We start from the raw sequence: 25,710 nt of genomic DNA, 5'->3' as shown, positions 1-25,710 counted from the left end.
GGTCAGCGCGAGGGCGGCTCTCGATGCCGCCCTCCATGTCGTGTTTCTCATCGTGCGACTCCGTTCTGGGTGGTGGCGGTGGTCAGGAGACCGCGCAGGTGGCCCCGTTGAGGGCGAACGACGAGGGTTTGCCGGTGCCGCCCTGGTGGGTGGCCTGGAACCCGATGTCGACAGACGCGTTCGGGGCGAGGGTGGCGTTGTAGGAGACGTTGCGGGCGGTCACCGCTCCGCTCGTCGGGGAGTAGGTGGCGTTCCAGCCGCTGGTGATGATCTGGCCGCCGGGCAGCGTGAAGGTCAGCGCCCATCCGTTCACGGCGGCGGTACCGGTGTTGGTGATGGTCACGCTCGCGGTCAGACCGTTGTTCCAGGCGTTGACCGTGTAGCCGACCCGGCAGGCACCCGCACCGGGCGGCGGAGTGGTCGGCGGTGGGGTCGTCGGGGGCGGCGTGGTGGGTGGCGGAGTCGTGGGTGGTGGCGTCGTCGGCGGTGGAACGGTGCCGTCCAGGCCGAAGAAGCGGATCACCTGTGCGGCGTCGACCGGCAGGTTGTGCGAGACACCCTGCATGCTGATCGCCTCGACCGGGGCCGTCGGGCCGCTGCTGCCGTACCGGGTGCGGGTGTAGCCGGACTGCGGCGAGTCGGTGTACGTCGGGGTCTGGCTCAACCCGTGCACGTTGGTCCACTGCTTGACCTGCTCGCCGAAGTTCGGGTAGCGCAGCGTCTCGTCGTTGGTGCCGTGCCAGATCTGCATCCGTGGCCGCTGCCCGGTGTAGCCGGGGTACGCCCCACGGACCAGGTCACCCCACTGCTGGGCGGTCCTGATGAGCTGCCCGTTGGCGCACTCGCTGTTCCACTCCGAGCTGCCCCCGGTGGCGAAACAGCCGAACGGCACTCCGGCGAAGGAGGCGCCCGCGGCGAACACGTCCGGGTAGTCACCCAGCATGACGTTCGTCATCATCGCCCCGGACGACGTGCCGGTGGCGAAGATCCGCGCCGGGTCGGCGGCGTAGCGCTGCCGCACGTAGTCGACCATCGCCATGAGCCCGACCGGGTCGCTGCCCCCGCCGCGGCGCAGGGCCTGCGGTGAGGCCACGTCCCAGCACTTGCTGCTGCGGGTCACCGATGGGTAGATGACGATGAACCCGTACCGGTCCGCGAGCGACGCGTACTGGGTGCCGGAGTGGAACGCCGGCCCCGACCCGGTGCAGTAGTGCAGCGCGAGCAGGATCGCCGGCCGGGACGCCACGCGGTCCGGGACGTACAGGTGCATCTGGAGGTTGGTGGGATTGGTGCCGAAGCCGGTCACCTGCGTCAGCGTCGCCGCCGACGCCGGTGTGGCGAACGTGAGCGCGGCGGCGGCCAGCGTGAGGGCAGCCATGACGGCGCCGAGCAGCCTTGTCTTGATTGTCATCCTTCGCGATCCCTCGGAAAATGGCGCATGGAAGGGGAGTAAGTCGAGGACTGCCCTTCGCCCGACCCTGACCGCGGCTCGCGTGACCACGTCAGCTTCAATCGAGCACACTCGATTGTCAATACTTCCGGAAACCTTTCGCCGTCCGGGATCGGGCCTCCACCTGCACACCCGGACGGAGCTGCGGGAGGGATCGCCGGGCCTTGATCGCGGGCTATTATCGGGACGTTCTCGAAACCTGTCGGGCCTCCCGCATCCCTCGCGCCACCCCCCTACGAGCCTCCACAGAGACCCGTGGGCACGAAGGAGATCGAGTGAAGATCGTCGACGCCCGGGTCATCGTGACCTGTCCGGGCCGCAACTTCGTCACCCTCAAGATCGTCACCGATGAGGGGGTCACCGGCGTCGGAGACGCCACCCTCAACGGCCGGGAGCTGGCCGTCGCGTCGTACCTGCGCGACCACGTGGCGCCGCTGCTGATCGGCCGGGATCCGGCGCGGATCGAGGACACCTGGCAATACCTGTACCAGGGGGCGTACTGGCGGCGCGGTCCGGTCACGATGAGCGCGATCGCCGCCGTGGACACCGCGCTGTGGGACATCAAGGGCAAGGTCGCCGGCCTGCCGGTCTACCAGCTGCTCGGCGGCCGGTCCCGCGAGGGCGTCACCGTGTACGGCCACGCCAACGGCGAGACCGTCGAGGAGGTGCTGGTGGAGGTCGCCCGCTACGTCGACCTCGGCTACCGGGCCGTACGGGTGCAGTGCGGCGTGCCCGGCCTCCCCAAGACGTACGGGGTCAGCGCCGACAAGCTCTTCTACGAGCCGGCCGACGCCGCGCTGCCCAGCGAGGCCACCTGGTCGACGCAGCGCTACCTGTCGCACGTGCCGACGGTGTTCGCCCGCGTCCGCGACGAGTTCGGCCCCACCCTGCGGCTGCTGCACGACGTGCACCACCGGCTCACCCCGATCGAGGCGGCTCGGCTCGGTCGCAGCCTGGAGCCGTACGCGCTGACCTGGATGGAGGATCCGGTCCCCGCCGACCTGCAGGAGGGCTTCCGGCTGATCCGGCAGCACACCACCACCCCGGTCGCCGTCGGCGAGGTCTTCAACACCATCTTCGACGCCGCCCAGCTCATCCGCGAGCAGCTCATCGACTACATCCGCGCCACGGTGGTGCACGCCGGCGGGATCACCCACCTGCGCCGCATCTTCGACCTCGCCGCCCTGCACCACGTCCGCAGCGGCTCGCACGGCGCCACCGACCTCTCCCCCGTCTGCATGGCCGCCGCGCTGCAGCTCGACATCTCGATCCCCAACTTCGGCCTGCAGGAATACATGCGGCACACCGAGCAGACCGACGAGGTCTTCCCGCACGGCTACCACTACGCCGACGGGTACCTGCATCCCGCCGAAGCCCCCGGTCTCGGCGTGGACATCGACGAGGAGGCCGCCGCACGGTACCCGTACGCGCCGGCGTACCTGCCGGTGAACAGGTTGGAGGACGGCACCGTGCACCCGTGGTGAGCGCGGGCCGGCCGGGTCAGTAGATGCGTCGCCCCCGCGCGTCCGGCACCCCGGACTTGCGGAAGAAGTACGTGTTGATCTGGTCCCGCCATTCGGTGGCGCAGCGCACCTGCTCGTCGAGACGGTCGGCCACCCGTTCGTACACCGCGGGGTCGATCATCCCGTTGAGCGTCCGCCACCGCCGCCGCATCGCCTCCACCTCCTTCACGCCCGCGAAGTGGGTGTCGTAGATGTGCTGGATGACGGTCGACCCGTCGTGCAGGACGTGGGAGTACGGCACGTGGTGGAAGAAGAGCAGCAGCTCGTCGGGGCACGTCCGCGGCGACTCGTACACCTGCGCCCAGTACGGCGGGTACTGCCCCGCGAAACCGGTGCCCGACGCGCGACTGCGGTCCACGCCGACGCCGTCCCGGTCCGCGAAGTGGTAGGTGCCCCACCGCGAGTACTCGTACCCGTCCACGTCGGGGCCGTAGTGGTCGCCGGGGTGGACCATGAAGCCGACACCCAGCGGCGCGGTGTACCGCTCGTAGGTGCGCCAGGAGTCGTCCATGATCTCGTGCAGCGTCCGCCCCACCAGCTCCGGATCGGCGGTCGCCGACGGCGGGAAGGTCAGCGCGATCCACTCGTCGAGGACCGCCGTCGGATCCAGTGCGGGGTCCCAGGCAAGCCGGCCGAACGTGTACAGGTTGGCCTGCGCCAACGGGTGCCCGGTCCAGAACGGGTCGTCACCGGTGTTGGCGACGGCGACGAGGCCACCGCCCGCCCCCGCCTCCCCGGTGGCCACGTCGGCGATCGTCCGTCCGCCCGGACCCCAGGGCGCGAAGCGCAGCACCTCGCCCCACCACGGCCCGAGGTGGCAGACGTGCCGCTGCTGGCCCGTGTACTCCTGGGTGACCTGCAATTCCACCGCCAGCCGGGTCGCCGGCATCGCGGCGAGCACCGGCGAGACCGGCTCGCGCGTCTGGAAGTCCACCGGACCGAACTTCACCTGGAGGATCACGTTGGTGCGGAACCGTCCGTCGAGGGGGGTGAAATGGTCGTACGCGGCCCGGGCCCGGTCGGTGGAGCGGCCCCGCCAGTCCTGGTGATGGTTGTAGACGAACGCCCGCCAGTGCACCACTCCCCCGTGCGGTGCGAGGGCCTCGGCGAGCAGGTTCGCACCGTCGGCGTGGTCACGCCCGTACGTGAACGGGCCGGGCTGCCCCTCCGAGTCGGCCTTCACCACGTAGCCGCCGAAGTCGCTGATCCGCTCGTACACGCGTCGGGTGGTGGCGGCCCACCAGTCCCGTACCGACTCGTCGAGCGGGTCCGCCGTCGACAGCCCGCCGAGGACGACCGGCGCGGCGAAGCTGACCGACAGGTGCACCCGGATGCCGTACGGGCGCAGGACGTCCGCGATCTCGGCCACGTCGCCGAGCCGCTCGGTGAGCAGCGACGCCTCGGTACGCGCGACGTTGACGTTGTTCACCGAGATCGCGTTGACGCCGCTGGCCGCCAGCAGCCGGCCGTACTCCCGCACCCGGGCCAGGTCGCCGCGCGGACGGCCGTCGCGCCAGAAGATCGAGCCGCCCGCGTACCCCCGTTCGACCTGGCCCATCACCGGGTGCACGGCCACGTTGTCCCAGTGGTTCAGCATCCGGCGGCGCAGCGCGGGCCGGTGCAGCTCCGGCGGGCGGTTCGGGTCGAAGGCCGCCGCGCAGAGCCGGACGAGGTGGAACAGCCCGTACAGCAGGCCGGCGGGCGCGTCGGCCAGCACGACGGTCACCTGACCGGCCCGGGCCAACAGGAATCCCTCGTCGCCGAGCGTCGCACCGCCGCCGATCTCGACCAGCGCCGCCTCGCCCGCCGACCGTGCCGCCTGCACGGCCACGCTGGGCAGCTCGTCGGCGCCGCGCAGGGCGAGCACCAGATCGACGTCGACGTCCCACGACGGCGAGTGCCACACCCGGCCGCCGTAGCGCGCGCAGGCGCCCGCCACCTCGTCGAGGACGGTGTCGACGAGCAGCCCGTCACCGTGCACGAGGACACGGCGCGCACCGAGGGACCGGAACGCCTCCGGCGGCAGCCAAGCGGCGTGCACGCGCAACTCCTCGGCGCTCAGCGGCTCTGCCACAAACACCGGCTCCTCCACTCCCACCGACTCGTCCGTGCTCACCTGTCCTCCCGCACCACCACGACGCCGTACGCCGGCAGCCGCGGCGCCGTCCCGTCCATCACGTGAACTCCTTCCGGATCAGGTGGATCATCGGGTCGCCGACGCGCAGGAGTGCCAGGACCGCGATCGAGGCGACCAGCGCCAGGACCGCCTCGGAGAAGACCGCCGTGATCCCGGCCGCCGCGCCGAGCAGCAGGGCGTTGCCGACGGTGACTCCGGGCGCACGCACCAGGAAGTGCACGGCCAGGCGGAGGACGTCGCGGGTGCGGAAGTCGAACAGCGCGGTGATCACCAGGGCGTTGGCCGCGCAGAGCGTCACCCCCACCGCGATCAGGACCAGCGGTACGACCCACCAACCCGCGAGGCCGACCGCGTCCCGGTACGCGAGGTTCACCGCGAGCACGCTCAGCCACAGCACCATCGGCACCCAGACGCGCAGCGCACCCGCGACATTGATCCGGTAGCCGCGCCAGAACAGGGCGGCGGGCCGCAGGTCGGTCAGGTCGGGACGCTGGTGGCGCAGGGCGTACAGGGCGGCGGAGACCGCCGGGCCGACCGGCACCAGCAACAGCGCGGCCAACGGCAGGTTGCTGGGGTCACGGCCGAGCAGCAGCAGCGGAAGCAGGCCGGGCAGGGTGGTGAGCAGGAGCAGCGCCTCGACCACGAGCAGGATGTAGACGCGGGACGTGATCCGGGACAGTGGCCCGTCGCCGAACTGCCGCCCGGTGGGTGCGGTGCTGATGCGCGTCATCTCGTCCTCTCCGATGCGGCTGCGCCGGCTGACGGTGGTCGGCCGGTGTGGGTGCGCCGGCTGACGGTGGTCGGCCGGTCCGGTCGCGGCGTGCGCCACCGGACCGGCCGGCGGTCAGCCGTGGTCCTTCTGGTAGCGGTCGTGGGCCTTGTTGACCATGTCCAGGTAGGAGTCCATGTTCTTGCTCCTCAGCTCGGCCACGTACGCGTCCCACTGGGCGAAGTCGCGCTGGCCGAGCGCGAACTGCAGGGTCGCCTGGTAGACGTGGTCACGCAGCGGCGTCTCCCACAACGACGCCTGCTCGCGCTCCTCGTCGGTCAACGGGTGCGGCGGAGGCACCGCGGTCGGCGGACGGGCGTTGAGCACCTTCTGGAACTCCTGCTCCTCGGCGGAGAAGAAGCCCTGCACCAGTTCCGGCTTGCCGCCGTAGGCGAAGACACCGTTGTAGAAGCCGAAGTCCTTCTGCAGGTGCTTGGGCGCCTTCGGGTTGAGGCCGATGACGTTGACATCGGGCGCCAGCTTCGGCATGCCGGCGGCGTCCCGGACGAACGTCTTCCCCTCCACGCCCCACTTGGCGAACTCCTGGCCGGCGTCGGAATACCAGAGCCAGTCGATGAACTGCATCATCGCCACGAAGTTCTTGCTGTCGCGGGCCTTCGCGGAGATCATCACCCCGTTCTCCAACCGGCTGGCCGGATTGATCTCGCCGGCCGGCCCGACCGGCAGCGGGATCTTGCTGATCTTCGCCGTGGGGTTGGTCTTGGCCAGGTCCGGCCGGTAGTCGTTGACAACGGCCTGCGCGTTGGCGCTGATCACGAACGACTTGCCATTGGCGAGCTTCTGCCGGGCCTGGTCGTCGGTCTGGGTGAAGCTCTCCGGGTCGAGCAGCTTCTCGGACACCAGCTTGTTGAGGTACTGGAGCATCTGCTTGTACTGCTCGGTGGCGCCGGTGTACACGAACTTCTTGGCGGTGGCGTCCCAGGAGGTGTGCTGGAAGTTCCAGCCCGCGCCCTGCAACCCGTACGACACGGCCAGGATGTTGAGCAGGTTGCCGGCCGGGTTGGGCTTGCTCCAACGGTCGGAGAACGGAAACACGTCCGGGTATCTGGCCTTCATCGCCTTGAGCACCGTGTACAGCTCGTCCCAGGTCTTCGGGGCCGTCAGGTTCAGCTCGTCGAGGATGTCGGTCCGGATCGCCAACGAGTAGTCCTGCCAGGGCTTCTCGTGCACGCCCGGCAGGATGTAGAACTTGCCGTCCTCCTGGCGCCGCCCGTCGATCTCGGGCTTGAGGTTCCACCGCGAGATCTTGTCCTGAAGGTTCGGCATCAGGTCCAGGTAGTCGCTGACCGGCAGGATCGCCCCGGAGGAGACGTACGCGTCCTCCTGGCTGGGGTACGTCTTCGGGATGATCATCGGAGCGTCGCCCGCACCGATCAACAGGCTGCGCTTCTGTTCGTAGTCGCTCAGCGGCACGGCCACCGGGGTGAGCGTGACGTTGGCCCGCGCCTTCAGCTCCGACCAGAAGAGCCAGTCGTCGCGCAGCGGGTAGTTCGGGTGGTTGTTGTAGAGGATCGAGAAGGAGACCGGCTCGCTCGCCGTGAACTGCTTGCCGATGCCGTAGTCGGACATCGCACCGGCCCGGTTCTCCGACAGGTCCTTGGCGTCGGACGGGTCCTCGCTACAGGCGGCGACGCTGGTGGCCGCGAGCAGAGCGGCTACTGCCGCTGTCGCGGCACGGCGCCACGATCGGTGGAGCATGGCGTTCCTTTCGGTTGAGGGGACGGGTCGGGGCGCTGGTCAGCCCTTGACGGCGCCGAGCATCACGCCGCGGACGAAGTACCGCTGGACGAAGGGGTAGACGAGCAGGATGGGCAGGGTGGTGAGCACGATCGTCACGGACTTGAGCGTCGCCTCGGCCTGCACCTCGTCGGCCTCGGCGATCGCGCCGACGTTCTCCGCGCCGGTGGCCCCGGCGATCAGGTTGCGCAGGTAGATGGTCACCGGCCACAGGTCCTGCCGGTCCAGGTAGAGGAAGGCGGCGAACCAGGAGTTCCAGAAGGCCACGGCGTAGAACAGCACCATCGTGGCGACGATGGCCTTCGACAGCGGCAGCACGATGCGCAGCAGGATCCCGTACGTGTTGAGCCCGTCGACGGCGGCGGCCTCCTCCAGCTCGTCCGGCAGACTCTCGAAGAACGCCTTCATCACCAGCAGGTTGAACACGTTTATCGCGTTGGGCACCGCGATGGCCCAGATGGTGTTCTTCATGCCCAGGCTGGTGACCAGCACGTAGTTGGGGATCAGGCCGCCGGAGAAGAACATGGTGAAGACCGCGATGCCGACCAGCGCGGTCCGTCCCCGCAGGTGCTTCTTGGACAACACGTAGGCGTAGCAGGTGGTCAGCACGATGGAGATGACCGTGGCGACGACCGTGTAGACGACGGTGTTGCGGTAGTTCGTCCAGAACATCGAGTCGGCGAGCACCAACCGGTAGGTGTCCAGGTTGAACCCGCGCGGCACGAGGTTCACCTGGCCCGCGATGATGTATCCCTCGTCGCTGAGGGACCGGGCCACCACGTTGACGAACGGGTACAGCGTCACCACCACCACAGCGGTCAGGACGACCGCGTTGACGGCCTGGAACACGCGGTATCCCCGGGTCGGGCGCACGCCCCGCCCGCGTCCGGAGACGGGCCTCGGGCTGCCGCTGGTCGCCTCGGCGGCGTCGATGGTCACCACAGGCTCGTCCCGACCGTACGGCGGGCGATCAGATTCGCCGTCAGGACCAGCACGAGCCCGATCACGGCCTCGAACAGGCCGATCGCGGCGGCGTAGCTGAAGTTGCTGGACCCGAAGCCCATCCGGAACAGGTAGGTGGAGAGGACGTCGGCGGTCGGGTAGGTCAGTGGGTTGTAGAGCAGGAGGATCTTCTCGAACCCCACCGCCATGAAGGTGCCGATGTTGAGGATCAGCAGCGTCACCATGGTGGGCCGGATGCCGGGGAGCGTGACGTGCCAGGTCTGCCGCCACCGGCTGGCGCCGTCGATCCGGGCTGCCTCGTACAGGTCGTCGTCGACGGTGGTGAGCGCGGCCAGGTAGAGGATGGTGCCCCAGCCGACCGTCTGCCAGACCTCGGACGAGACGTAGATCGTCCGGAACCACTCGGCGCGTTGCAGGAACGGCACCGCCTCGCCGCCGGTGGCCTGGACGAGCTGGTTGACGGTGCCGTCGATCGAGGTCAACTGCATGACCATCGCCGCCACGATCACGATCGACAGGAAGTGCGGCAGGTAGGACACCGACTGCACAAACTGCTTGAGCCGGCGGGTGCGCACCTCGTTGAGCAGGAGCGCCAGCACGATCGGCAGCGGAAAGCAGAACAGCAGGGTCAACGTCCCCAGCAGCAGCGTGTTGGTGAAGACGTCCCAGAACGTCGGGTCGGTGAAGAACATCCGGAAGTACCGCAGCCCGACCCAGTACTCACCGAAGATGCTGCCGCCCGGCTTGAACCGGCGGAACGCGATGACGTTGCCGATCATCGGCAGGTACCGGAAGACCAGGAAGAACAGCAGCGGCAGGACGGCGAGCGAATAGAGCTGCCAGTCCCGGCGCAGCGCCTGCCGCCAGCTCCGGCGACGACGCGGCGACCGCGGGACGGGGCTGCGCGCCTGCGCCGAAGCACCGGGCGGCGCCGGCGGCGGTGGCCGGAGCGTCGATGTCATCCTCGGCCTCCTATGCGGAGTGCCGGACGGCCACGAGAGGCTCGGTCCGCACCGACGTGAGCAGTTCCCGCTGGTGGCCGACCTGGCGCTCGGCGCCGGTCAGCCGCAGCGACAGGGTCGCCGCCGTGTCCCCGCTGGAGCGGCCGAACCGCAACTCGACCGCGCCGGGCTCGACGACGCGCCGGCCGGACAGCCCGGTGAACGAGGCGACGTCGGCCGGTACGCCGAACGTCACCTGCGCCGACTCGCCGGGCTCCAACGGCACCCGGGCGTAGCCGACGAGGCGGACCACCGGGCGGGTGGTCTGCGCGACCGGATCGTGCAGGTAGAGCTGCACCACCTCGGTGCCGGCCCGCGTACCGCTGTTGCGGATGGTGATCCGCACCCGCGCCTCGCCGTCGACCGGCCAGTCGGCCGGCTCGCCCGCCTCGGCGCGCGCCTCGTCGGCGGCCCCGACGACCGTGGCGTCGGACCAGTCGAAGGTGGTGTAGCTCAGCCCGTGGCCGAACGGGTACGCCGGGGTCGGATCGACCGAGGAGACCTTGCTGCGACGTCCGAGCGGCGGCGCCAGGTACGTGGCCGGCAGACCGCCCGCGTCGCGGGGAACGCTGACCGGTAGGCGCCCGGACGGGTTGACCGCGCCGGTGAGCACCTCGGCGAGGGCCTGCCCGCCGCGCTGGCCGAGGAAGAACGCCTGCACCACGGCGGTCGCGGCGTCGAACTCGGGGCCGAGCGCGTACGGTCGCCCGGTCATCAGCACCAGGACGACCGGGGTGCCGGTGGCAAGGACGGCTCGCACCAGCTCGGCCTGTACACCGGGCAGGCGCAGGTCCGCGGCGTCGCAGCCCTCGCCCGAGGTGCCCCGGCCGAACATCCCCGCTCGGTCGCCGACGGCGAGCACACAGACGTCGGCGTCGGCCGCCACGGCGACCGCGGCCGGGATGCCCGAGGTGTCCGCACCGGTGATGGCACAACCGGGCTCGTGGGTGAGCAGCGGCACGCGGCGGGCCAACTCGTCGCGGAGCGTGGGGATGTCCAGGCCGAGTCCGTGGTCGCTGTGGTTGACGCCGACGTGGTTGGGGAAGGAGTAGCAGCCGAGCAGGGCCATCGGATCGTCGGCGACCGGCCCCACCAGGGCCACCCGCTGGCCGGTGGCCAGCGGCAGCGCGCCGGTGTCGCGCAGCAGGACGACGGACTCGCGGGCCAGGCGTACGGCGACGTCCCGGCTGGTCTCGTCGTCGAGCCGCAGGTCCGCGACGTCGTCGGGCAGCTCCCGCCAGTCCTCGTCGAGAAGGCCCAGCTCGATCTTCTGGATCAGCACCCGGCGCAGCGCCCGGTCGATCAGCGCCTCGTCGACCTCGCCGCCGCGCACCGCCTCCACCAGCGGTTCGCCGAAGGCGTCCACGGTGGGCAGCTCGACATCGATCCCGGCCCGCAGGGCGAGGTGGGCCGCGTCGGCGGCGCGTTCGGCGACACCGTGCAGGGTCTGTAGGAAGCGCACCGCGAAGTAGTCGGCCACCACGGTGCCGGTGAAGCCCCACTCGTTGCGCAGCAGCCCGGTCAGCAGCGCCTCGTCGGCGGCGACGGGCAGGCCGTCGATCTCCGCGTAGGAGTTCATCACCGAGCGGGCACCGCCGAGCCGCAGGGCCATCTCGAACGGCGGCAGGATGACGTCGGCCAGCTCGCGGTGACCCATCGGCACCGGGGCGAGGTTGCGCCCGCCCCGGGAGGCGGAGTAGCCGGCGAAGTGCTTCAGGGTGGCCACGACACCGGCCCGCTCCAGACCCCGCACGTAGGCGGCGCCGGTCGTCCCCACCAGGTACGGGTCCTCACCGATCGTCTCCTCGGTGCGTCCCCAGCGGTAGTCGCGGGTGACGTCGAGGACGGGCGCGAGGCCCTGGTGTACGCCGGCGGCGCGCATCGACCGCCCGATCCGACCGGCCATCTCCTCGACCAGCTCGGGGTCGAAGGAGGCGCCCCAGCCCAGCGGGGTGGGATAGACGGTGGCCCGCCAGGCCGCGAACCCGGTGAGGCACTCCTCGTGCACCTGCGCCGGGATGCCGAACCGGCTGGCGGCCACGATCTGCGCCTGGGACGCGGCCAGCGATCGGGCACCGAGCACCGGGTCGACCGGTGCGGTGCCGAACGGGCGGGTGAGTTGGCCCAGCCCGTACCGGATGACCTCGGTCCACTCCGGAAGGCCCTCGATCATGTCGGACTGGTGCGGGGCGACGCCCTCGCCGGATGCCTCGGCGCCCACCCAGACCCCGATCAACTGGGCGATCTTCTCTTCCAGCGACATCAACGACACGAGCGCCTCGGCCCGCTCGGACGGCGACAGGTGCGGATCGCGCCACGGCGCGATGTCGCTGTCGACGGGCGACTGACTTCTCATGCCGCGACCCCTTAGCTCCGGCCAGGCGGCAGCCCTGGTGGGACCGGCTGCGTGGCGGACGGTGCACGATCCGAAACTTTCCGGAAACCTGCGTAACCTTTTCGGCAACCTAAGTCCACCACCCGGACGTGTCAAGAGCTTCATCGATGTCTTGAGGACGTCCGGCCGATGTCAACCCCTCTGGCGCAAACGACCATTCGTGTTAAGGTCTGCCGAAACTTTCGGATGTTGTATGAGGCTGCGATGACAGAGCACCGCCCGCTCGACCCACCCGCCTCCACCACCATCGCGACCATCGCCACCGATGTCGGTGTCTCGGTCGCGACGGTCTCCAAGGTCCTCAACGGACGCGGTGATGTCGCCCCCGGCACCCGGGCGCGCGTCGAGGCGAGCCTGGACCGCCACCGGTACCAGCGCCGCACGCGTCGCACGTCGTCCAGCGGAGGGCGGGTCGACCTCGTCTTCCACCAGTTCGACACGGGCTGGGCGATGGAGATCCTGCGCGGCGTCGAGGCGGTGACCAGCGCGGCCGGCCTCGGGCTGTCGGTCGCTCAGCTCGACGGGGCGCACCGCCCACCGCCGCGCTGGCTGGACGCCGTGCTCGCGGACCGTCCACTGGGGGTGGTGTTCGTCCTCTCCCATCTGGCCGAGGTCCAGCAACAGCACCTGCGACGCCACGGCATCCCGTTCGTCGTCGTCGACACCGACAGCGCCACCTCGGCGTCGGTGCCCACCGTCGGGTCCAACAACTGGAACGGCGGCCTGCTCGCCGCCCGGCACCTGCTGGAGCTGGGTCACCGGCGTATCGCGATCATCTCCGGGCCACCCGACGTGCTCTGCAGCCGCGCCCGCGCGGCCGGCTTCCAGTCCGCACACGAGGAGGCCGGGCTCGCGGTCGACCGGGAGCTGATCCGCTACGGCAGCTTCTCGGCAGGCGCTGGGCACACCCACGGGTTGCAACTGCTGCGCCTGCCGGAGCGCCCTACCGCCATCTTCGCCGGCTCGGACATCCAGGCCATGGGGGTGCTCCGGGCCGCACGGCAGTGCGGCCTGCGGGTGCCCGAGGACCTTTCGGTGATCGGGTACGACAACCTGCCGGTCGCTGCCTGGACCGACCCGGCGCTCACCACCATCAACCAGCCGCTGCGCGACATGGCCGGCATCGCCACCCAGATGCTGCTCGACCTGGCCAGCGGCAACGAGCCGGCGACCAGCCGCATCGACCTGGTGACCGAGCTGGTCGTCCGGGAGAGCACCGCGCCCCCCGCTCAGCCGCACTGACCCTGCGAGGATCCGTGTCGTACTCCGCCCCGCATCTCGACGAGCTTGAGCGGTACTCCCCCGCTGTCGCCGAACCCGAGGATTTCGACCAGTTCTGGCGCGACACCCTCGCCGGGGCCGCCGCCCGACCGGTGCTCGTCGACGTCCGTCCGGAGCCCACCGACCTACCGCTGCTCGACTCCTGGGACGTCACATTCGCCGGCTTCGGCGGCGACCCGGTACGCGCCTGGTACACCCGCCCGGCCGGTGTCCGGGAGCCGTTGCCCGCCGTGGTGGAGTTCGCCGGCTACGGCCGTGGTCGCGGCCTGCCGCACGAGCGGCTGACCTGGCCGGTGGCCGGGTACGCGCATCTGCTGATGGACAACCGGGGGCAGGCGGGGCAGTACGGCGCGGGCGACACCGCCGATCCACACGGCGCGCCCGGCGGCCCCTGGCCGGCCACCTGGGGGATCCTCGACCCGCGTGACTACCACTATCGCCGGCTGATCACCGACGCGGTCCGGGCGGTCGAGGCGGTCCGCGCCCTGCCGGGGGTCGACGCCGCCCGCGTGGCCGTGGTCGGCAACAGTCAGGGCGGCGGGCTCGCCCTGGCGGTGGCCGGTCTGGTGGACGATCTCACGGCGGTGCTGACCACCGCCCCGTTCCTCTGCGACATGCAGCAGGGCGTCCGGATCAGCGACCCCGCACCGTACGGTGAGATCGCCCGTTACCTCGCCGTGCACCGGGAGGCCGAGGATGCGGTGTGGCGCACGTTGTCCTACGTGGACGCGGTGAATCTGGCCCGCCGCGCCACCGCGCCGGCGCACTTCGGGATCGGCCTACGCGACACCGTCTGCCCACCGACGACGGGCTTCGCCGCCTACAACCAGTACGGCGCCGCGTCCGGCCTGCCGGTCCCGCCGGAGCGCGAGATGCACGTCTACCCGTTCAACGGCCACGAGGGCGGGGAGGCCGTCCACGTCCGCCGGCAGCTGCGCTGGCTCGGCAGCAGACTGCACCGGTAGCCCCGGTCCGCCGCCGAGAAGGGGCGGCCACGCCCCCCTGCGGTCAGCGCGGCACACCCTGGTACAGCCGACTGACCGTCTCGGCGACGCAGACGGGCTTGCCACCGCTGTCGGCCTCCACGGTGACCGTCGCGACCAGCTGCACCCCACCGCTGACCGGGGACACCTCGGTGAAGGTGACGGTGGCCCGGACGGCCGCCCCGACGCGGACCGGGGCGGGGAACCGCACCCGGTTCAGGCCGTAGTTGACCCCCATCGCCACCCCGTCGACCCGGTAGAGCCCGCCGGCCAGTGCCGGCAGCATCGACAGGGTCAGGTAGCCGTGCGCGATCGTCCCGCCGAAGGGCCCCGCCGCGGCCCGGACCGGGTCGAGGTGGATCCACTGGTGGTCGTCGGTGGCGTCGGCGAAGAGGTCGACCCGGCTCTGCTCGATCCGCTGCCAGGGGCCGGGGCCGAGGGTCTCGCCGACTGCGGTGGCCAGCTCGTCGAGGGAGGTGAAGACTCGCATGCCGAGGGTCCTTTGGACTAGAAGGCGTTGACGCCGGTGAGCGCGCGTCCGATGAGGAGTTGCTGGATCTGGCTGGTGCCCTCGTAGAGGGTGGCGACCCGGGCGTCGCGCAGGTACTTGCCGACCGGGTATTCGTCGATGTAGCCGTACCCCCCGAAGACCTGGACCGCGTTGTTGGCCGCGCGGACGGCGGCCTCGCTGGCGAAGAGCTTGGCCATCGACGCCTCGGTGGCGAACGGCTCGGCCCGGTCGATCAGGTCGGCCACCCTCCACACCAGCAGGCGGGCGGCGGCGGTGTCCACCGCGATGGCGGCCAGCAACTGCTGCACGAGCTGGTGGCCGGCGATCGGCTTGCCGAACTGGGTCCGCTGCCCGGCGTAGCCGACCGCGGCGTCCAGACACCCCTGGGCGATGCCGACGCAGCCGGCGGCCACCGACATCCGACCCTTGGCCAGGGTGGACAGGGCCAGGCGGAAGCCGCCGCCCTCGACACCGAGGCGGGCCTCGTCGGGCACGCGGACCTCGTCGAGGTGCAGCTCGCCGGTGGCCTGCCCGCGCAGGCCGAGCTTGCCGTGGATCTCCCGACGGGTCAGCCCGGCGCTGCCGGTGGGCACCAGGAACGCGGTGATGCCCCGGTGGCCGGGGCCGCCGGTGCGGGCGAAGACGAGCGCGACGTCGGCGGTGGTGCCGTTGGTGATGAACGTCTTGGTGCCGGTGAGCAGCCAGTCGTCGCCGTCGCGGACCGCGCGGGTGCGCAGCGCGGCCGCGTCCGAGCCGCTGTCCGGTTCGGTCAGCGCGAAGCAGCCGAGTGCGGTGCCGGCGCAGAGCCGGGGCAGCCACTGCGCCCGCTGCGCGGCGGTGCCGTGGGCGGCGATCGACTTCGCGACCAGGCCGAGGGAGACCGAGACGATGCCGCGCACGGCCGAGTCGCCCCGGCCGAGTTCCTCGAGCACGAGGCAGTATGCGAGGTGGTCGCCGCCGGAGCCGCCGTCGGACTCGGCGATGGTCAGCCCGAGGAAGCCCAGCTCGCCGAGCTTGCCGACGACGGCCGGGTCGACCGACTCGCGCCGGTCCCACTCGGCGGCGTGCGGGACCAGCTCCCGGTCGGCGAACTCGGCGGCGAGCTGCCGGACCGCCGCCTGTTCGGCGGAGAGGGTGAGCTCCATGACGCATAAACTAGCGGTGATAGTTTAGGTCGTCCAGACCGGACGGTGTCCGAGCGGGCGTCACCGGCGTCGGCCCGCGTGCGGCTCGTCCGCGAACGCGCGGGCCAGCTCGGTGCGGGAGCGGATGCCCAGCCGGTGGAACACGTTGCGCAGGTGGTGGTCGACCGTACGGGTGGACAGGAACATCCGCGCCGCGATCTCCCGATTGGTGGCCCCCTGGGCGACCAGTTGGGCGATCCGCAGTTGCTGGCCGGTCAGCAGCCGCGCCGCCGGCAGATCCGGCGGGCCGACGGACTCCCCCGCGGCGCGCAGCTCCGCCGTGGCCTGCTCGCCCCAACATCCCACCCCGAGCAGGGTGAACGTCTCGCGGGCGCGGTGCAGGTGCCCGCGGGCGTCGCGGGGGCGTCGGCTGCGGCGCAGCTCCTGGCCGAAGAGCAGCTCGGTACGCGCCCGTTCGAACGCGCCAGCCTCGGCCGGGTGCAGCCGCAGCGCGGTCAGAAACTGCCGCTCGACCTCGGCACTGCCCCGGGGTGCGAGCAACGCGTGACACCGGGCGGACAGCGCCCGCCGCAACGGGCTCGCGGTGCTGCTGGCCCACCTGTCGAACACGGCGAGTGCGGCCGTCGCCGCCGGGCGGTGGGCCAGATGGGCGGCCGCCTCGACCAGGTACGGGGTTGCCATCACCTGCACCAGCACCTGGCCTCGGCCGGTGCCCAGCCGGGCCAGCGACGCCAGCCGCGCCGCGGCCTCGGCGTGCCGGCCGTCGACCAGGTCGAGGACCGCCAGCGCCCACCCGGCGAGCGCGTGCGGACGGCTGCCCGGTGTCGGCGCCTCACCGATCTCCCGGATCCGTCGCAGACTGGTGTCCCGGTCGGCCCGCACGGCGGCCAGCACGGCGAGCATGCCCAGGTGGACGTTGGCGCAATTGGTCTGACCGGTGGCGCGCGCGACCCGCAGCCCCTCGCGGGAGGTCTCCGCCGCCGTCTTGTGCCGTCCCAGCCAGTACTCGGCGACCGCTCGCAACTCCAGCGCCCGGGACAGCATGGACAGTTCGCCCCGCTCCCGCGCCAGGGCGACGGCGCGCTCGGCGAGCCGGTGCGCGGCACCGTCGACCGCGACCACCAGACCGGCGGCCGCCGCACAGGCGAGCGCGGTGGGGGTCAACGACGGGCCGGTCAACCGGCCGCCCAGCACGACCGCCCGACGCAGTGCCGGGCCGGCCCGCTCGTGATCGCCGCGCAGCGTCGCCGCCACACCGGCAACCAGACAGCTCATCAGCTCCATGACGGGCGGGTCGTCCGGACGCCGCAGCGCCGCCGCCCGGCGGCCGACCTCGGCGTACCGGTACTGGTCGCCGCCGAAGCAGACGGCCTCGCCCGCGCGTACGAGCCCGGTCAGCGCCAGGAAGCGATCGGTGCCGGCCAGCCCGTCGGCGGCGGCGAGCAGGGTGGCCGAGGCGTCCGCGGCGGCGTCGCAGCGCAGTTCCAGCTCGCCGCGCAGCAGAGCCGCACGCCCCTCGACGGCCACCGCACCTCCGACGCCGCGGAGGCGGTCGAGCAGCAGGCGGGCCTGACCGGGTTGGCCGGCGGCCCAGGCGTAGTGGGCGGCGGACAGCAGGCGGGCAGCCGTGCGCCCCGGGTCGTCGCTGAGCTCGGCGGCCCGGCAGAGCGCGGCCGAGGCGGTGGACCAGTCGCCCGTCGCGGCGGTCGCGGCCTCTTCCAGCTCGGTGGCGAGGGCGGGGTCGGCCCCCGCCGCCGCGGCGGCGAGGTGCATCGCCCGGCGCAGGCGCTGCCCGTGCGGATCGAGTGCGCCGGCGAGCAACCGGTGCGCCGCCCGACGCTGCGCGAGCGGCGCACCGGCCACGACCAGGGCGCGGACCAACGGCTGGTGGAACGTGACGCCGCCCGGCTCGACGCGGACCAGGCCGCCGACCTCCGCCGGCGCGAGCCCCTCCACGGCGGCGCGCACGGCCCGGGTCGGGGCGGCCGGCCCGTACTCCTCGTCCAACGCGGCGAGCAGCAGCAGCCGGCGGGTGGACGGCGACAGCCGGTCCAGCCGGGCCCGGTAGGAGCGGGCCAGCGCGCCGTCGGTCGGTGGCGCGGTGGGCAGCGGCTCCTCGGCCCGCCACTGGCCCGGGGTGAGCACGTCGGCGAGGTCCACCAGGGCCTGCGGGTTACCGCCGCCGACCACGCCGAGGGCGGCGACCGCCGGCGGGGCGGGCCGCTCGGGCAGCCGGTCGTGGTCGACGACACCGCCCTGTCGTTCGCTGCGCAGCCGGAGTCGGTCGGTGAGGACGGCGGCGCTCTCCTGCCCGGTCAGCGGTCGCAGTCGGTGCGCCGCTATCCCGTCGATGCTGGCGGTGAGGTCGGCGGTGAGCAGGACGACGACCGGCACCCGCCGCAGGCGGCGGGCCACGAAGGCCAGCACCCGCCCGGTCTGCGGGTCTCCTCGGTCGACGTCATCCATCGTCACCAGCAGCGGACGGTCCCGGGCCGCGGCGGCGAGCAGGCCGAGCACCGCCATCGAGAGCGCGAGTTGACGATCGCTCGGGCAGTCCTGCCCGCCCAGCGCCCGCCGCAGCAGGTGGCGGTGCTCCTTCGGCAGGGCGGCGGCCCGGTCGAGCAGCGGATCGAGCAGGCGTTGCAGGCCGGCGTACGGCAACCCGGCCTCCTCGGCGAGCCCGGTGCCGGCGAGCACGGTGGTGGTGTGGCCCTCGACGTGCCGGTGGGCGTGGCCGACCAGGGCGGTACGGCCCGATCCGGGCTCACCGTGCAGCAGCAGGGATCCGCCGCCGTCGGTGATGCCGTCGAGCAGGCCCCGAATGGCCCGGCACTCGTCGTCCCGGCCATGCAGCACGGTTAATTGCACTCTTGATGCAGTAACCATGCGTCCCAGTGTGACCCACCGGTAACCGGATGGAAAGAGGGGGCGACGCCGGGATCAGTCGGCCGACACCTCGGCCAGCAGGGCGCCGACCGTACGCGCCATCACCGCGCGGGCAGGGTCCACGCCCAGCCCGAGGCCGTCGCGCAGCATCGACCAGGACGACCACGTGCTCGCCACCACCAGCGCGTTGAGCAGCTGGTCGCGCCCCCGTCCGGCGCGCGCCAGCTCGGCGGCGAAGAGCTGCTCGACCTCCTCGCGGACCCGGTCGATGTGCTTGAGGCGGTTGCGGTGCAGCTGGTCCGACACCGGCTCCCGCATCTGGGCGGCCCGCGCCGACGGCGCGATGAGCTGGAGCAGCCGGGCCCGCTGCCGGCAGTACGCGTCGACACGCTTCACCAGCGGCAACCCGGGCGCGATCGGCCGGTAGGCGGCGTCCTGCTGGCGGAGCACCTCGGCACCGCTGGCCTCGAACAGGGTCTCCATGTCCTTGAAGTTGGTCCAGAGCGTCCGCAGCGAGATGCCGGCCCGTTCGGCGATGCGCTCCCCGGTCGGACGCAGGTCACCCTCGGAGATGAGGGCGAGGTGCGCCTCGACGATGGCCGCACGGGTGCGCTCGGCGCGGGCGGTCCGCCCGTCGACGCGGCCCGGCACCTCGACCGTCTCCATCCGCCTCCGCCCCCTCACCGCCACGGCGCCCCCCGACGCATCGCCGAGTCTAGACAGTCGATGATCAGCCGGTGCTGGCCGGTGACGGTGACGATCCGACGTGTATTTGCAGTCATGGTGCGGATAGTAGGAGGGCTGATCTCTCTCGGTCAACGACCGTCCCACCTCTGCGCCGGGACGGGCGCAGCAGGACGACCGGGTGTGGTCACGCGCGGCCACACCCGGTCGACTGCCGGTGCTACGGGTCGTCAGGAGACGGTCGGCACCCCGTTCGCGGGTGGCGCCACCGGTGCGGCGGTGTACTCGTTGACCGGCCCGTCCGCCTCGTCGGTCTCGTACGCCGGCCCGAAGTAGCTCTGCACTCCCCCGCTCACCCGGCTCAGCCGCTGGCCGCCGTAGCCGGAGTGGTCGGTGGCAGAGAAACGCAGCGGCACCAGCCCGGGGCCCTGGAAGCCGCCCTTCTGCACGGCCTCGAGCACCTTCTCCCGGGTGAGATCCTTACCCGCGGCGAGCAGCGCCTGCACGAACAGGTAGCCGACCGACATGCCGTAGACGGTGTTGCCGTCGAACGGCGCGTCCCCGTTGTGCGTCTTGTTGACCTTCGTGAAGAGCTGGATCCACGGGTTCGCCGTGTCGTTCTGCATCGGCAGGTAGTTGGTGCCGATCATGCCCTCCAGCAGCGCAGCGGCGGCGCCGAGCTGCTTGGCGAGGGTCGGGTGGTCGGCACCGACGTTGGAGACCAGCCACTGCGGTGTGAAACCCAACCGCGCGGCGGTGCCGATGGAGAGCGCGGTGAAGCCCGGCACGGTGGCGAGCACCACGACCTGGCAACCGGCCGCCTTGAACGCGCCGATCTGCGGCGCCACGTTGGTGTTGCTGGTGACGTACGTCTGCTTGACCGCCACCGCCCCGGCACCGAGCACCTTCTCCACGCCGGCCAGGCTGTCGCGGCCGAAGTCGTCGTCCTGGCCTAGGAAGCAGACCTTCTGCCCGGCCAGGTTCGCCTTCGCGTAGTTGGCGAGGATCTTGCCCTCGACCGTGTAGTCCGGGTTGAACCCGAACGTGCCCGGATACTTGTCCGGCTGGTCCCAGCTGCGGCTGCCGGAGGCGACGAAGAGATCCGGCACCCGGTTGCTCTTGAGGAAGTCGAGCACTCCGGTGTGCGTCGGCGTACCGAGGCCGTTGAGGATGGCGAAGACCTTGTCCTGCAGGACGAGCTGGCGGACCACCTGCTGGGTGTTCGCCGGGTTGTAGCCGTCGTCCATGACCTTGTAGGTGATCTTCCGACCGTGCACGCCGCCGGCCGCGTTGACGTAGTCGAAGTACGCCTTCGTCGCCGGGGCGATCTTGGAGTAGCCGGCCGAGGCCGGACCGGTCAGGGGCATGTGGGTGCCGACGACGATCTCGGTGTCGGTGACGCCCGGCACCGACGCCCCGCCGGAGCCGGGGCCGTCGTCGCCGCCACAGCCGGCGGCGGCGACCAACAGGGCGATGGTGCTGACGATCGCGAGACCGCGTTGTGCCGTACGGTGCATGGAAAACACCGACCTTTCTCGGTGATGACTGTCGGGAACGGTGTGGTGGTGGGGCGCCCGGCCGAGGCCGGACCGAGGACAGCTCAGGAACGCCGGGCCGACCATCGGGCCGACAGCGCCCGGCCGAGACGCGACAGCAGACCCTGCACACCGCCGGGGGCGGCGATCATGACGACGATCAGGGTGAGTCCGAAGATCGCCAGCGGGAGGTTGCCCTCCAGCCGCTGCGCCACCGCGGGCGAGAGGGTGAGCAGCTCGGTGAGCGAGTGGGTGAGATCGGGCAGGGCCACGAGCAGCACGGCCCCCCACAACGCCCCGGTGAGCCGACCCGACCCACCGATCACCACGGCCATCAGCAGGAACAGCGACAGGGTCAGCGAGAACGCGCCGGGCGAGACGCTCTGCGCGAGCACCGCCAGCAGCGCGCCGCCGAGCCCGGCGGTGGCGGCGCTGACCACGAACGCGAGGACCTGGGTGCGGGCCACGTGGATGCCGGCGAGGCGCGCCGCCACCTCGTCGTCGCGGACCGCCCGGAACGTGCGCCCGTACCGGCTGCGGATCAGGTTCGCCAGCAGCAGCAACGCGAGCAGGGTGGCCGCGCCGGTGACCCAGAGCTGCCAGCGCTCATAGGGGAAGAACGGGCCGAGCGCCAGCGGCGGGGGCTCCACCGGCACCGACAGCCCCTGCTCACCGTTGAACACGCCGTCGAAGGTGACGGCCAGCGCCGGCACGACCACGGCCACCGCGAGGGTGACCCCGGCCAGGTAGGGGCCGCGCAGTCGAGCCGCCGCCACACCGACCACCGCACCGACCGCGACCGTGCTGACGATCGCCGCGCCGAGCGAGAGCGGCAGGAGCCAGCCGCCGGTCATCCCCCGGTCGGCGAAGGCGTTCTGGCACAGCGCCACCGTGTACGCCCCGGTGGCCATCAACGCGCCGTGCCCGAGCGAGAGCTGGCCGTTGAGCCCGGTGAGGACGGTCAACCCGGCGGTCGCGCAGAGGTAGGCGGCCACCGTGGCCAGCTGGAAGTTGCGGAACGGCTCGACGGTGTAGCTGACCGCCACCAGCAGCAGCCCGACGATGAGCACGACGGCGAGGTGACGCAGCAGGGTGGAGCCGCGTCGCCGGTCGACCGGTCGGTCACCCGTGGCGGCCGGCCGGTTCTTCGGCGGCAGGACCGCCCCGGTGGCGCTCACACCCGCCTCGCCGCGACCGGGGCGAACAGCCCGCCGGGCCGGACCAGCAGCACCGCCAGCAGCAGGACCAGCACCGCCAGGGGGGTGAGGTCGCTGCCGGCGTAGCCGCTGACGTACGAGAGCAGCAGGCCCACCACCAGACCGCCGACCACCGCCCCTGGTGGACTGTCCAGCCCGCCGACCACCGCCGCGGTGAACGCCGAGACGAAGACCAGGTCCATGGCGTGCGGATGCAGCCCCAGCTCGGTCGGGATGACCAGCATGGCGGCCAGCGCGCCGACACCGGAGGCGAGCGCCCAGCCGAGCGTCAACATCCCACCGACGTTGACCCCGAGCAGACGGGACACCTCGGGCGCGAAGGCCGCCGCGCGCATCCGCAGGCCGACCGGGGTGCGGGCGAACATCCAGGCCAGGCCGCTGACCACCACACCGATCGTGGCGAAGACGAACAGGTCGTACGGCGACAGCACCGCGACGCCGCCCACGGTGAGGGCGGATCTGCCGAACGGTGCCTCGGCGGGGCGGAACTCGTTGCCGTACACCATGCCCAGGACGGCCTGGATCAGCAGCACCAGCCCGAGCGCGACGATCACCGGGTTGAGTGGCGAGGCGTGGTCGACGTGGCGCATCACGACGCGGTCCACCACCGCGCCCAGCAGCAGCCCGGTGACGATCGCCACGCCGAAGCCCAACCAGTACGAGCCGGTCGCCGCGGACACCGAGTAGGCGACGTACGCGGCGGCCACGGCCATCGCCCCCTGGGCGAAGTTGACGACCCGCGCCGCCCGCCAGATGAGCACCAGGGCCAGCGCGAACGCGGCGTACACCGCGCCCCGGGACAGGCCGTCGACGGTGAGGAAGACGAAGCGGTCCAACAGTCCTCCCTCCGGGGGACGAGGTGGTGGTCAGAAACCGAGGTACGCGTGACGCAGGTCGACGTCGTCGCGCAGCCTGGCGGCCGGTGCGGCGATCACGACCTGGCCGAGGGACATCACGACGCCCTGGTCGGCGACGGCGAGCGCGCTGCGCACGTTCTGTTCGACCAGCAGCACGGTCAGGCCGGTCCGGTCGCGCAACTGGCGCAGCAAAGCCATCGTCCGGGCGACCACCCGGGGCGCCAGGCCGAGCGACGGCTCGTCGAGCAGCAGCAGTCGGGGCCGACCGACCAGGGCCCGACCCAGCGCGAGCATCTGCCGCTCGCCGCCGGAGAGCTGGTGACCGAGGTGCCGGCGGCGGCGGGCGAGCGGCTCGAACAGCTCGTAGACCTCGTCGAGGGCGCGGCCCGCGTCGGCCCGGTCACGCCGCCACAACCCGCCGAGGCGCAGGTTCTCGTCGACGGTCAGCTCGCTGATCACGCCCCGCCCCTCCGGCACGTGCGCCATGCCCCGCCGGACGAGCTGCTCCACCGGCGTACCGCGCAGGTCCTCCCCGGCGAGGACGACCTGGCCGGCGGCCGGGCGGATCATGCCGGACAGCGCCCGCAGCAGGGTAGTCTTGCCCGCGCCGTTGGCGCCGACGACGGCGGCGATCGTGCCCGCCGCGACGGTGAGGTCGACGGCCCGCAGCACGGGCGCGGCCCCGTAGCCGGCCACCAGACCACGCACCACGAGCAGGTCCGGTGCGCTCATGAGGCTTCCTCGAGCGTGGCGCCGAGATAGGCGTCGGTGACCGCCGGGTCGTCGCGGATCTCCTCCGGCGTGCCGGCGGCGATCACCCGACCGAAGTCGAGCACCACGAGGTCGTCGCAGACGGCCATCACCAGGTCCATGTGGTGCTCGACCAGCAGCACCGCGCAGGGATCGGTGTCCCGACGGGGCAACTCGCGGACCAGCTCGGCCAGCTCGTCGATGTCGTCGCCGCCGAGGCCACCGGCAGGCTCGTCGAGCAGCAGCAGCCGGGGCCGCGCGGCGAGCGCGCGGGCCAGGGCGACCCGCTGGCGTACGGCGAAGGGCAGCGTGCCCGGCGCGGCCTCGGCGTGCTGGGCGATGCCCAGATCGTCGAGGATGTCCAGGGCCTGCCGGCGCAGCCGCCGTTCGTCGCGGTCACTGGCGGGCAGGCCGAACAGCGCCGTGGCGAAGCCGGCCCGCGCGGTGTGTGAGGCGCCGGTCAGCACGTTCTCCAGCACGGTGAGCCCGGCGAAGAGCCCGGTCCCCTGCAGGGTCCGGGCGATGCCGAGCCGGGTCAGCTGGTGCGGCCGTGGCCGCAGCGGCCGGCCGTCGAGGGTGAGCGAACCCGTGTGCGGTGCGACGAAGCCGCAGATCACGTTGAACAGCGTGGTCTTGCCGGCGCCGTTGGGCCCGATCACGCCTACCACCCGGTTGGGTGGCACCCGCAGGGAGACGTCGTCGAGGGCGGTGAGGCCGCCGAAACGGACGCCGATGTGGTGCAGTTCGAGGCCGCGCTCCATCACCCATCCCTCTGCCGTGGCGGGTGTTATTTACACTCGCAGTGTACGTTTCTCGGGTACGGCGTCAAGACCTTCGATGATCCGACGCGGACGGGGCGGCCGCCGTCGGCGACCGCCCCGGATCCCCGCTCAGGCGCTGGGGCAGGTGTTGCGGTACTCCTCGATCTGCGAGCCACTCGGCCCGGGGCAGAGGAACTGCTCGTAGCGGGTGTCGTCGTCGACGAAGCGCTTCAGCCAGGCCACCATCTGCCGCGCGGTCGGCGTGTTCACCGTCTGCGGGAAGAAGTGGCTCGCGCCGTTCAGCTCCAGGTACGCCTTCTCGGAGGAGGACGGGATGCTGGTGTAGAACGGCACCGAGTGCGACGCGACCGGAGCGACGGTGTCGCTCTCGCCACCGATGATCAGTGTCGGCACCCGCACCTCGGACCAGCTCTTGTCCAGGTTCCACGGCGCCAACGGCACCGCCGCCTGCAACGACGGTCGAGCCGAGGCCGCCTCCAGGCTGCCCCCGCCGCCCATCGAGTGGCCGGCCACGGCGAGCCGACTGCTGTCGATCCGGCTGCGCACCGAACTGCGCTCGGTGAGGTAGTCCAGCGCGGCGAGCAACTGCCGGCCCCGGCTGTCCGGCTGGTCCAACCGGGTGTTGGTCTCGATGCCGATCACCACAAAACCGTGCGAGGCGATCCGCGGTCCGAGCCAGCTGATGCTCGACCAGGCGGCGGTATAGCCGGGCGAGATGGCGATGGCGCCGAAGGTGCCCTCGCTGGTGCTGGTCGGGTAGTAGATGACGCCGCCGCCGAAGCCGGTGACGCTGAGCGAGGAGACACTCTGCGAGGCGGTGGCGAAGGGACCGCGACTGGCCTCCAGGATCGCGGTGGTCGGGGCGGGACCACGCTCGTACGGGCCGGCGGCCTGCGCGACGCCGGACGGACCGGCCAGGACGGCTCCGGCGACCAGTACGGCGGCCAGCCCGAGCCGGGCGGCCATGGAACGGGGACGGGTGGTGGTTGGTGACGACACGTCGGGCACTCCCTAGAGTCGAGGGATATCGACGTGCGTCAGTTTTGGCCGCGCCGCCGGGCCACGCATCGGTGAAATCACCAG

20 protein-coding genes are annotated in these 25,710 nt (G+C 71.9%); 3 read left to right on the top strand and 17 right to left on the bottom strand.

What is annotated here, in order from left to right; translation table 11 throughout:
• Positions 1 to 82 precede the first annotated feature (82 nt).
• On the bottom strand, positions 83 to 1,411 hold the full coding sequence (locus O7620_RS06570; protein ID WP_278122305.1) for a PHB depolymerase family esterase: 1,329 nt from the start codon (positions 1,409 to 1,411) through the stop codon (positions 83 to 85).
• Between the two features lie 314 nt (positions 1,412 to 1,725).
• Between O7620_RS06570 and manD the strand changes: the two genes are divergently transcribed.
• Positions 1,726 to 2,934, top strand: coding sequence for a D-mannonate dehydratase ManD (manD, locus tag O7620_RS06565; protein WP_278122304.1), 1,209 nt, complete (start codon positions 1,726 to 1,728; stop codon positions 2,932 to 2,934).
• Positions 2,935 to 2,950: 16 nt separating this feature from the next.
• Here manD and O7620_RS06560 read toward each other — a convergent pair whose 3' ends face one another.
• The 6 genes from O7620_RS06560 to O7620_RS06535 form a co-directional block, all read right to left on the bottom strand.
• Positions 2,951 to 5,089 (bottom strand): alpha-glucuronidase, encoded by a 2,139-nt coding sequence (locus tag O7620_RS06560; RefSeq protein ID WP_278122303.1) that lies wholly within the window; start codon positions 5,087 to 5,089, stop codon positions 2,951 to 2,953.
• Between the two features lie 58 nt (positions 5,090 to 5,147).
• A complete protein-coding gene (locus O7620_RS06555; protein ID WP_278122302.1) occupies positions 5,148 to 5,840 on the bottom strand; it encodes a DUF624 domain-containing protein in 693 nt (230 codons plus the stop codon).
• Between the two features lie 114 nt (positions 5,841 to 5,954).
• Positions 5,955 to 7,598: an extracellular solute-binding protein gene (locus tag O7620_RS06550; protein ID WP_151490403.1), complete on the bottom strand. Its 1,644-nt coding sequence runs from the start codon at positions 7,596 to 7,598 to the stop codon at positions 5,955 to 5,957.
• A gap of 39 nt (positions 7,599 to 7,637) precedes the next feature.
• Complete coding sequence (locus tag O7620_RS06545) at positions 7,638 to 8,576, bottom strand: carbohydrate ABC transporter permease (RefSeq protein ID WP_225854553.1); 939 nt, start codon at positions 8,574 to 8,576, stop codon at positions 7,638 to 7,640.
• Complete coding sequence (locus tag O7620_RS06540) at positions 8,573 to 9,562, bottom strand: ABC transporter permease subunit (protein WP_278122301.1); 990 nt, start codon at positions 9,560 to 9,562, stop codon at positions 8,573 to 8,575. The genes O7620_RS06545 and O7620_RS06540 overlap by 4 nt, the downstream gene beginning before the upstream one ends.
• 10 nt (positions 9,563 to 9,572) lie before the next feature.
• Positions 9,573 to 11,957, bottom strand: a complete 2,385-nt coding sequence (locus O7620_RS06535) for a glycoside hydrolase family 3 N-terminal domain-containing protein (protein WP_278122300.1) — start codon at positions 11,955 to 11,957, stop codon at positions 9,573 to 9,575.
• 243 nt (positions 11,958 to 12,200) lie between these two features.
• Here O7620_RS06535 and O7620_RS06530 point away from each other — a divergent pair, with 243 nt between their 5' ends.
• Both O7620_RS06530 and O7620_RS06525 read left to right on the top strand, forming a co-directional pair.
• Complete coding sequence (locus O7620_RS06530) at positions 12,201 to 13,238, top strand: LacI family DNA-binding transcriptional regulator (protein WP_278122299.1); 1,038 nt, start codon at positions 12,201 to 12,203, stop codon at positions 13,236 to 13,238.
• Positions 13,239 to 13,252: 14 nt separating this feature from the next.
• Positions 13,253 to 14,242 carry an acetylxylan esterase gene (locus O7620_RS06525; RefSeq protein ID WP_278122298.1) on the top strand — a complete coding sequence of 330 codons (990 nt, stop codon included), beginning with the start codon at positions 13,253 to 13,255 and terminating at the stop codon, positions 14,240 to 14,242.
• Positions 14,243 to 14,285: 43 nt separating this feature from the next.
• On the opposite strand, the gene O7620_RS06520 is transcribed toward O7620_RS06525, so the two are convergent.
• The 10 genes from O7620_RS06520 to O7620_RS06475 form a co-directional block, all read right to left on the bottom strand.
• The gene (locus O7620_RS06520) at positions 14,286 to 14,750 is read right to left on the bottom strand and encodes a MaoC family dehydratase (RefSeq protein ID WP_151490398.1); all 465 of its coding nucleotides are present in this window, start codon (positions 14,748 to 14,750) and stop codon (positions 14,286 to 14,288) included.
• Between the two features lie 17 nt (positions 14,751 to 14,767).
• Positions 14,768 to 15,916: an acyl-CoA dehydrogenase family protein gene (locus O7620_RS06515; protein WP_278122297.1), complete on the bottom strand. Its 1,149-nt coding sequence runs from the start codon at positions 15,914 to 15,916 to the stop codon at positions 14,768 to 14,770.
• 60 nt (positions 15,917 to 15,976) lie between these two features.
• Entirely contained in the window at positions 15,977 to 18,772 is a 2,796-nt protein-coding gene (locus O7620_RS06510; protein ID WP_278122296.1) for a LuxR family transcriptional regulator, read from the bottom strand.
• Positions 18,773 to 18,856: 84 nt separating this feature from the next.
• Positions 18,857 to 19,468 carry a TetR/AcrR family transcriptional regulator gene (locus O7620_RS06505; RefSeq protein ID WP_151490396.1) on the bottom strand — a complete coding sequence of 204 codons (612 nt, stop codon included), beginning with the start codon at positions 19,466 to 19,468 and terminating at the stop codon, positions 18,857 to 18,859.
• A gap of 248 nt (positions 19,469 to 19,716) precedes the next feature.
• Positions 19,717 to 21,003 carry an ABC transporter substrate-binding protein gene (locus O7620_RS06500; RefSeq protein ID WP_278122295.1) on the bottom strand — a complete coding sequence of 429 codons (1,287 nt, stop codon included), beginning with the start codon at positions 21,001 to 21,003 and terminating at the stop codon, positions 19,717 to 19,719.
• Positions 21,004 to 21,086: 83 nt separating this feature from the next.
• Complete coding sequence (locus O7620_RS06495; RefSeq protein ID WP_278122294.1) at positions 21,087 to 22,199, bottom strand: branched-chain amino acid ABC transporter permease; 1,113 nt, start codon at positions 22,197 to 22,199, stop codon at positions 21,087 to 21,089.
• A complete protein-coding gene (locus O7620_RS06490; protein WP_278122293.1) occupies positions 22,196 to 23,074 on the bottom strand; it encodes a branched-chain amino acid ABC transporter permease in 879 nt (292 codons plus the stop codon). Before O7620_RS06490 ends, O7620_RS06495 begins: the two co-directional genes overlap by 4 nt.
• 30 nt (positions 23,075 to 23,104) lie before the next feature.
• Entirely contained in the window at positions 23,105 to 23,827 is a 723-nt protein-coding gene (locus tag O7620_RS06485) for an ABC transporter ATP-binding protein (protein ID WP_151490392.1), read from the bottom strand.
• A complete protein-coding gene (locus tag O7620_RS06480) occupies positions 23,824 to 24,606 on the bottom strand; it encodes an ATP-binding cassette domain-containing protein (protein WP_151490391.1) in 783 nt (260 codons plus the stop codon). The genes O7620_RS06485 and O7620_RS06480 overlap by 4 nt, the downstream gene beginning before the upstream one ends.
• Positions 24,607 to 24,735: 129 nt before the next feature.
• Positions 24,736 to 25,593 (bottom strand): alpha/beta hydrolase, encoded by an 858-nt coding sequence (locus O7620_RS06475; RefSeq protein ID WP_151490406.1) that lies wholly within the window; start codon positions 25,591 to 25,593, stop codon positions 24,736 to 24,738.
• Positions 25,594 to 25,710 lie beyond the last annotated feature (117 nt).

The organism is Micromonospora sp. WMMD710 (genome assembly GCF_029626045.1).
Lineage (GTDB): Bacteria > Actinomycetota > Actinomycetes > Mycobacteriales > Micromonosporaceae > Micromonospora.
Note: the sequence above shows the minus strand (reverse complement) of the source record. Positions and strands in the feature narration are given on the sequence as shown.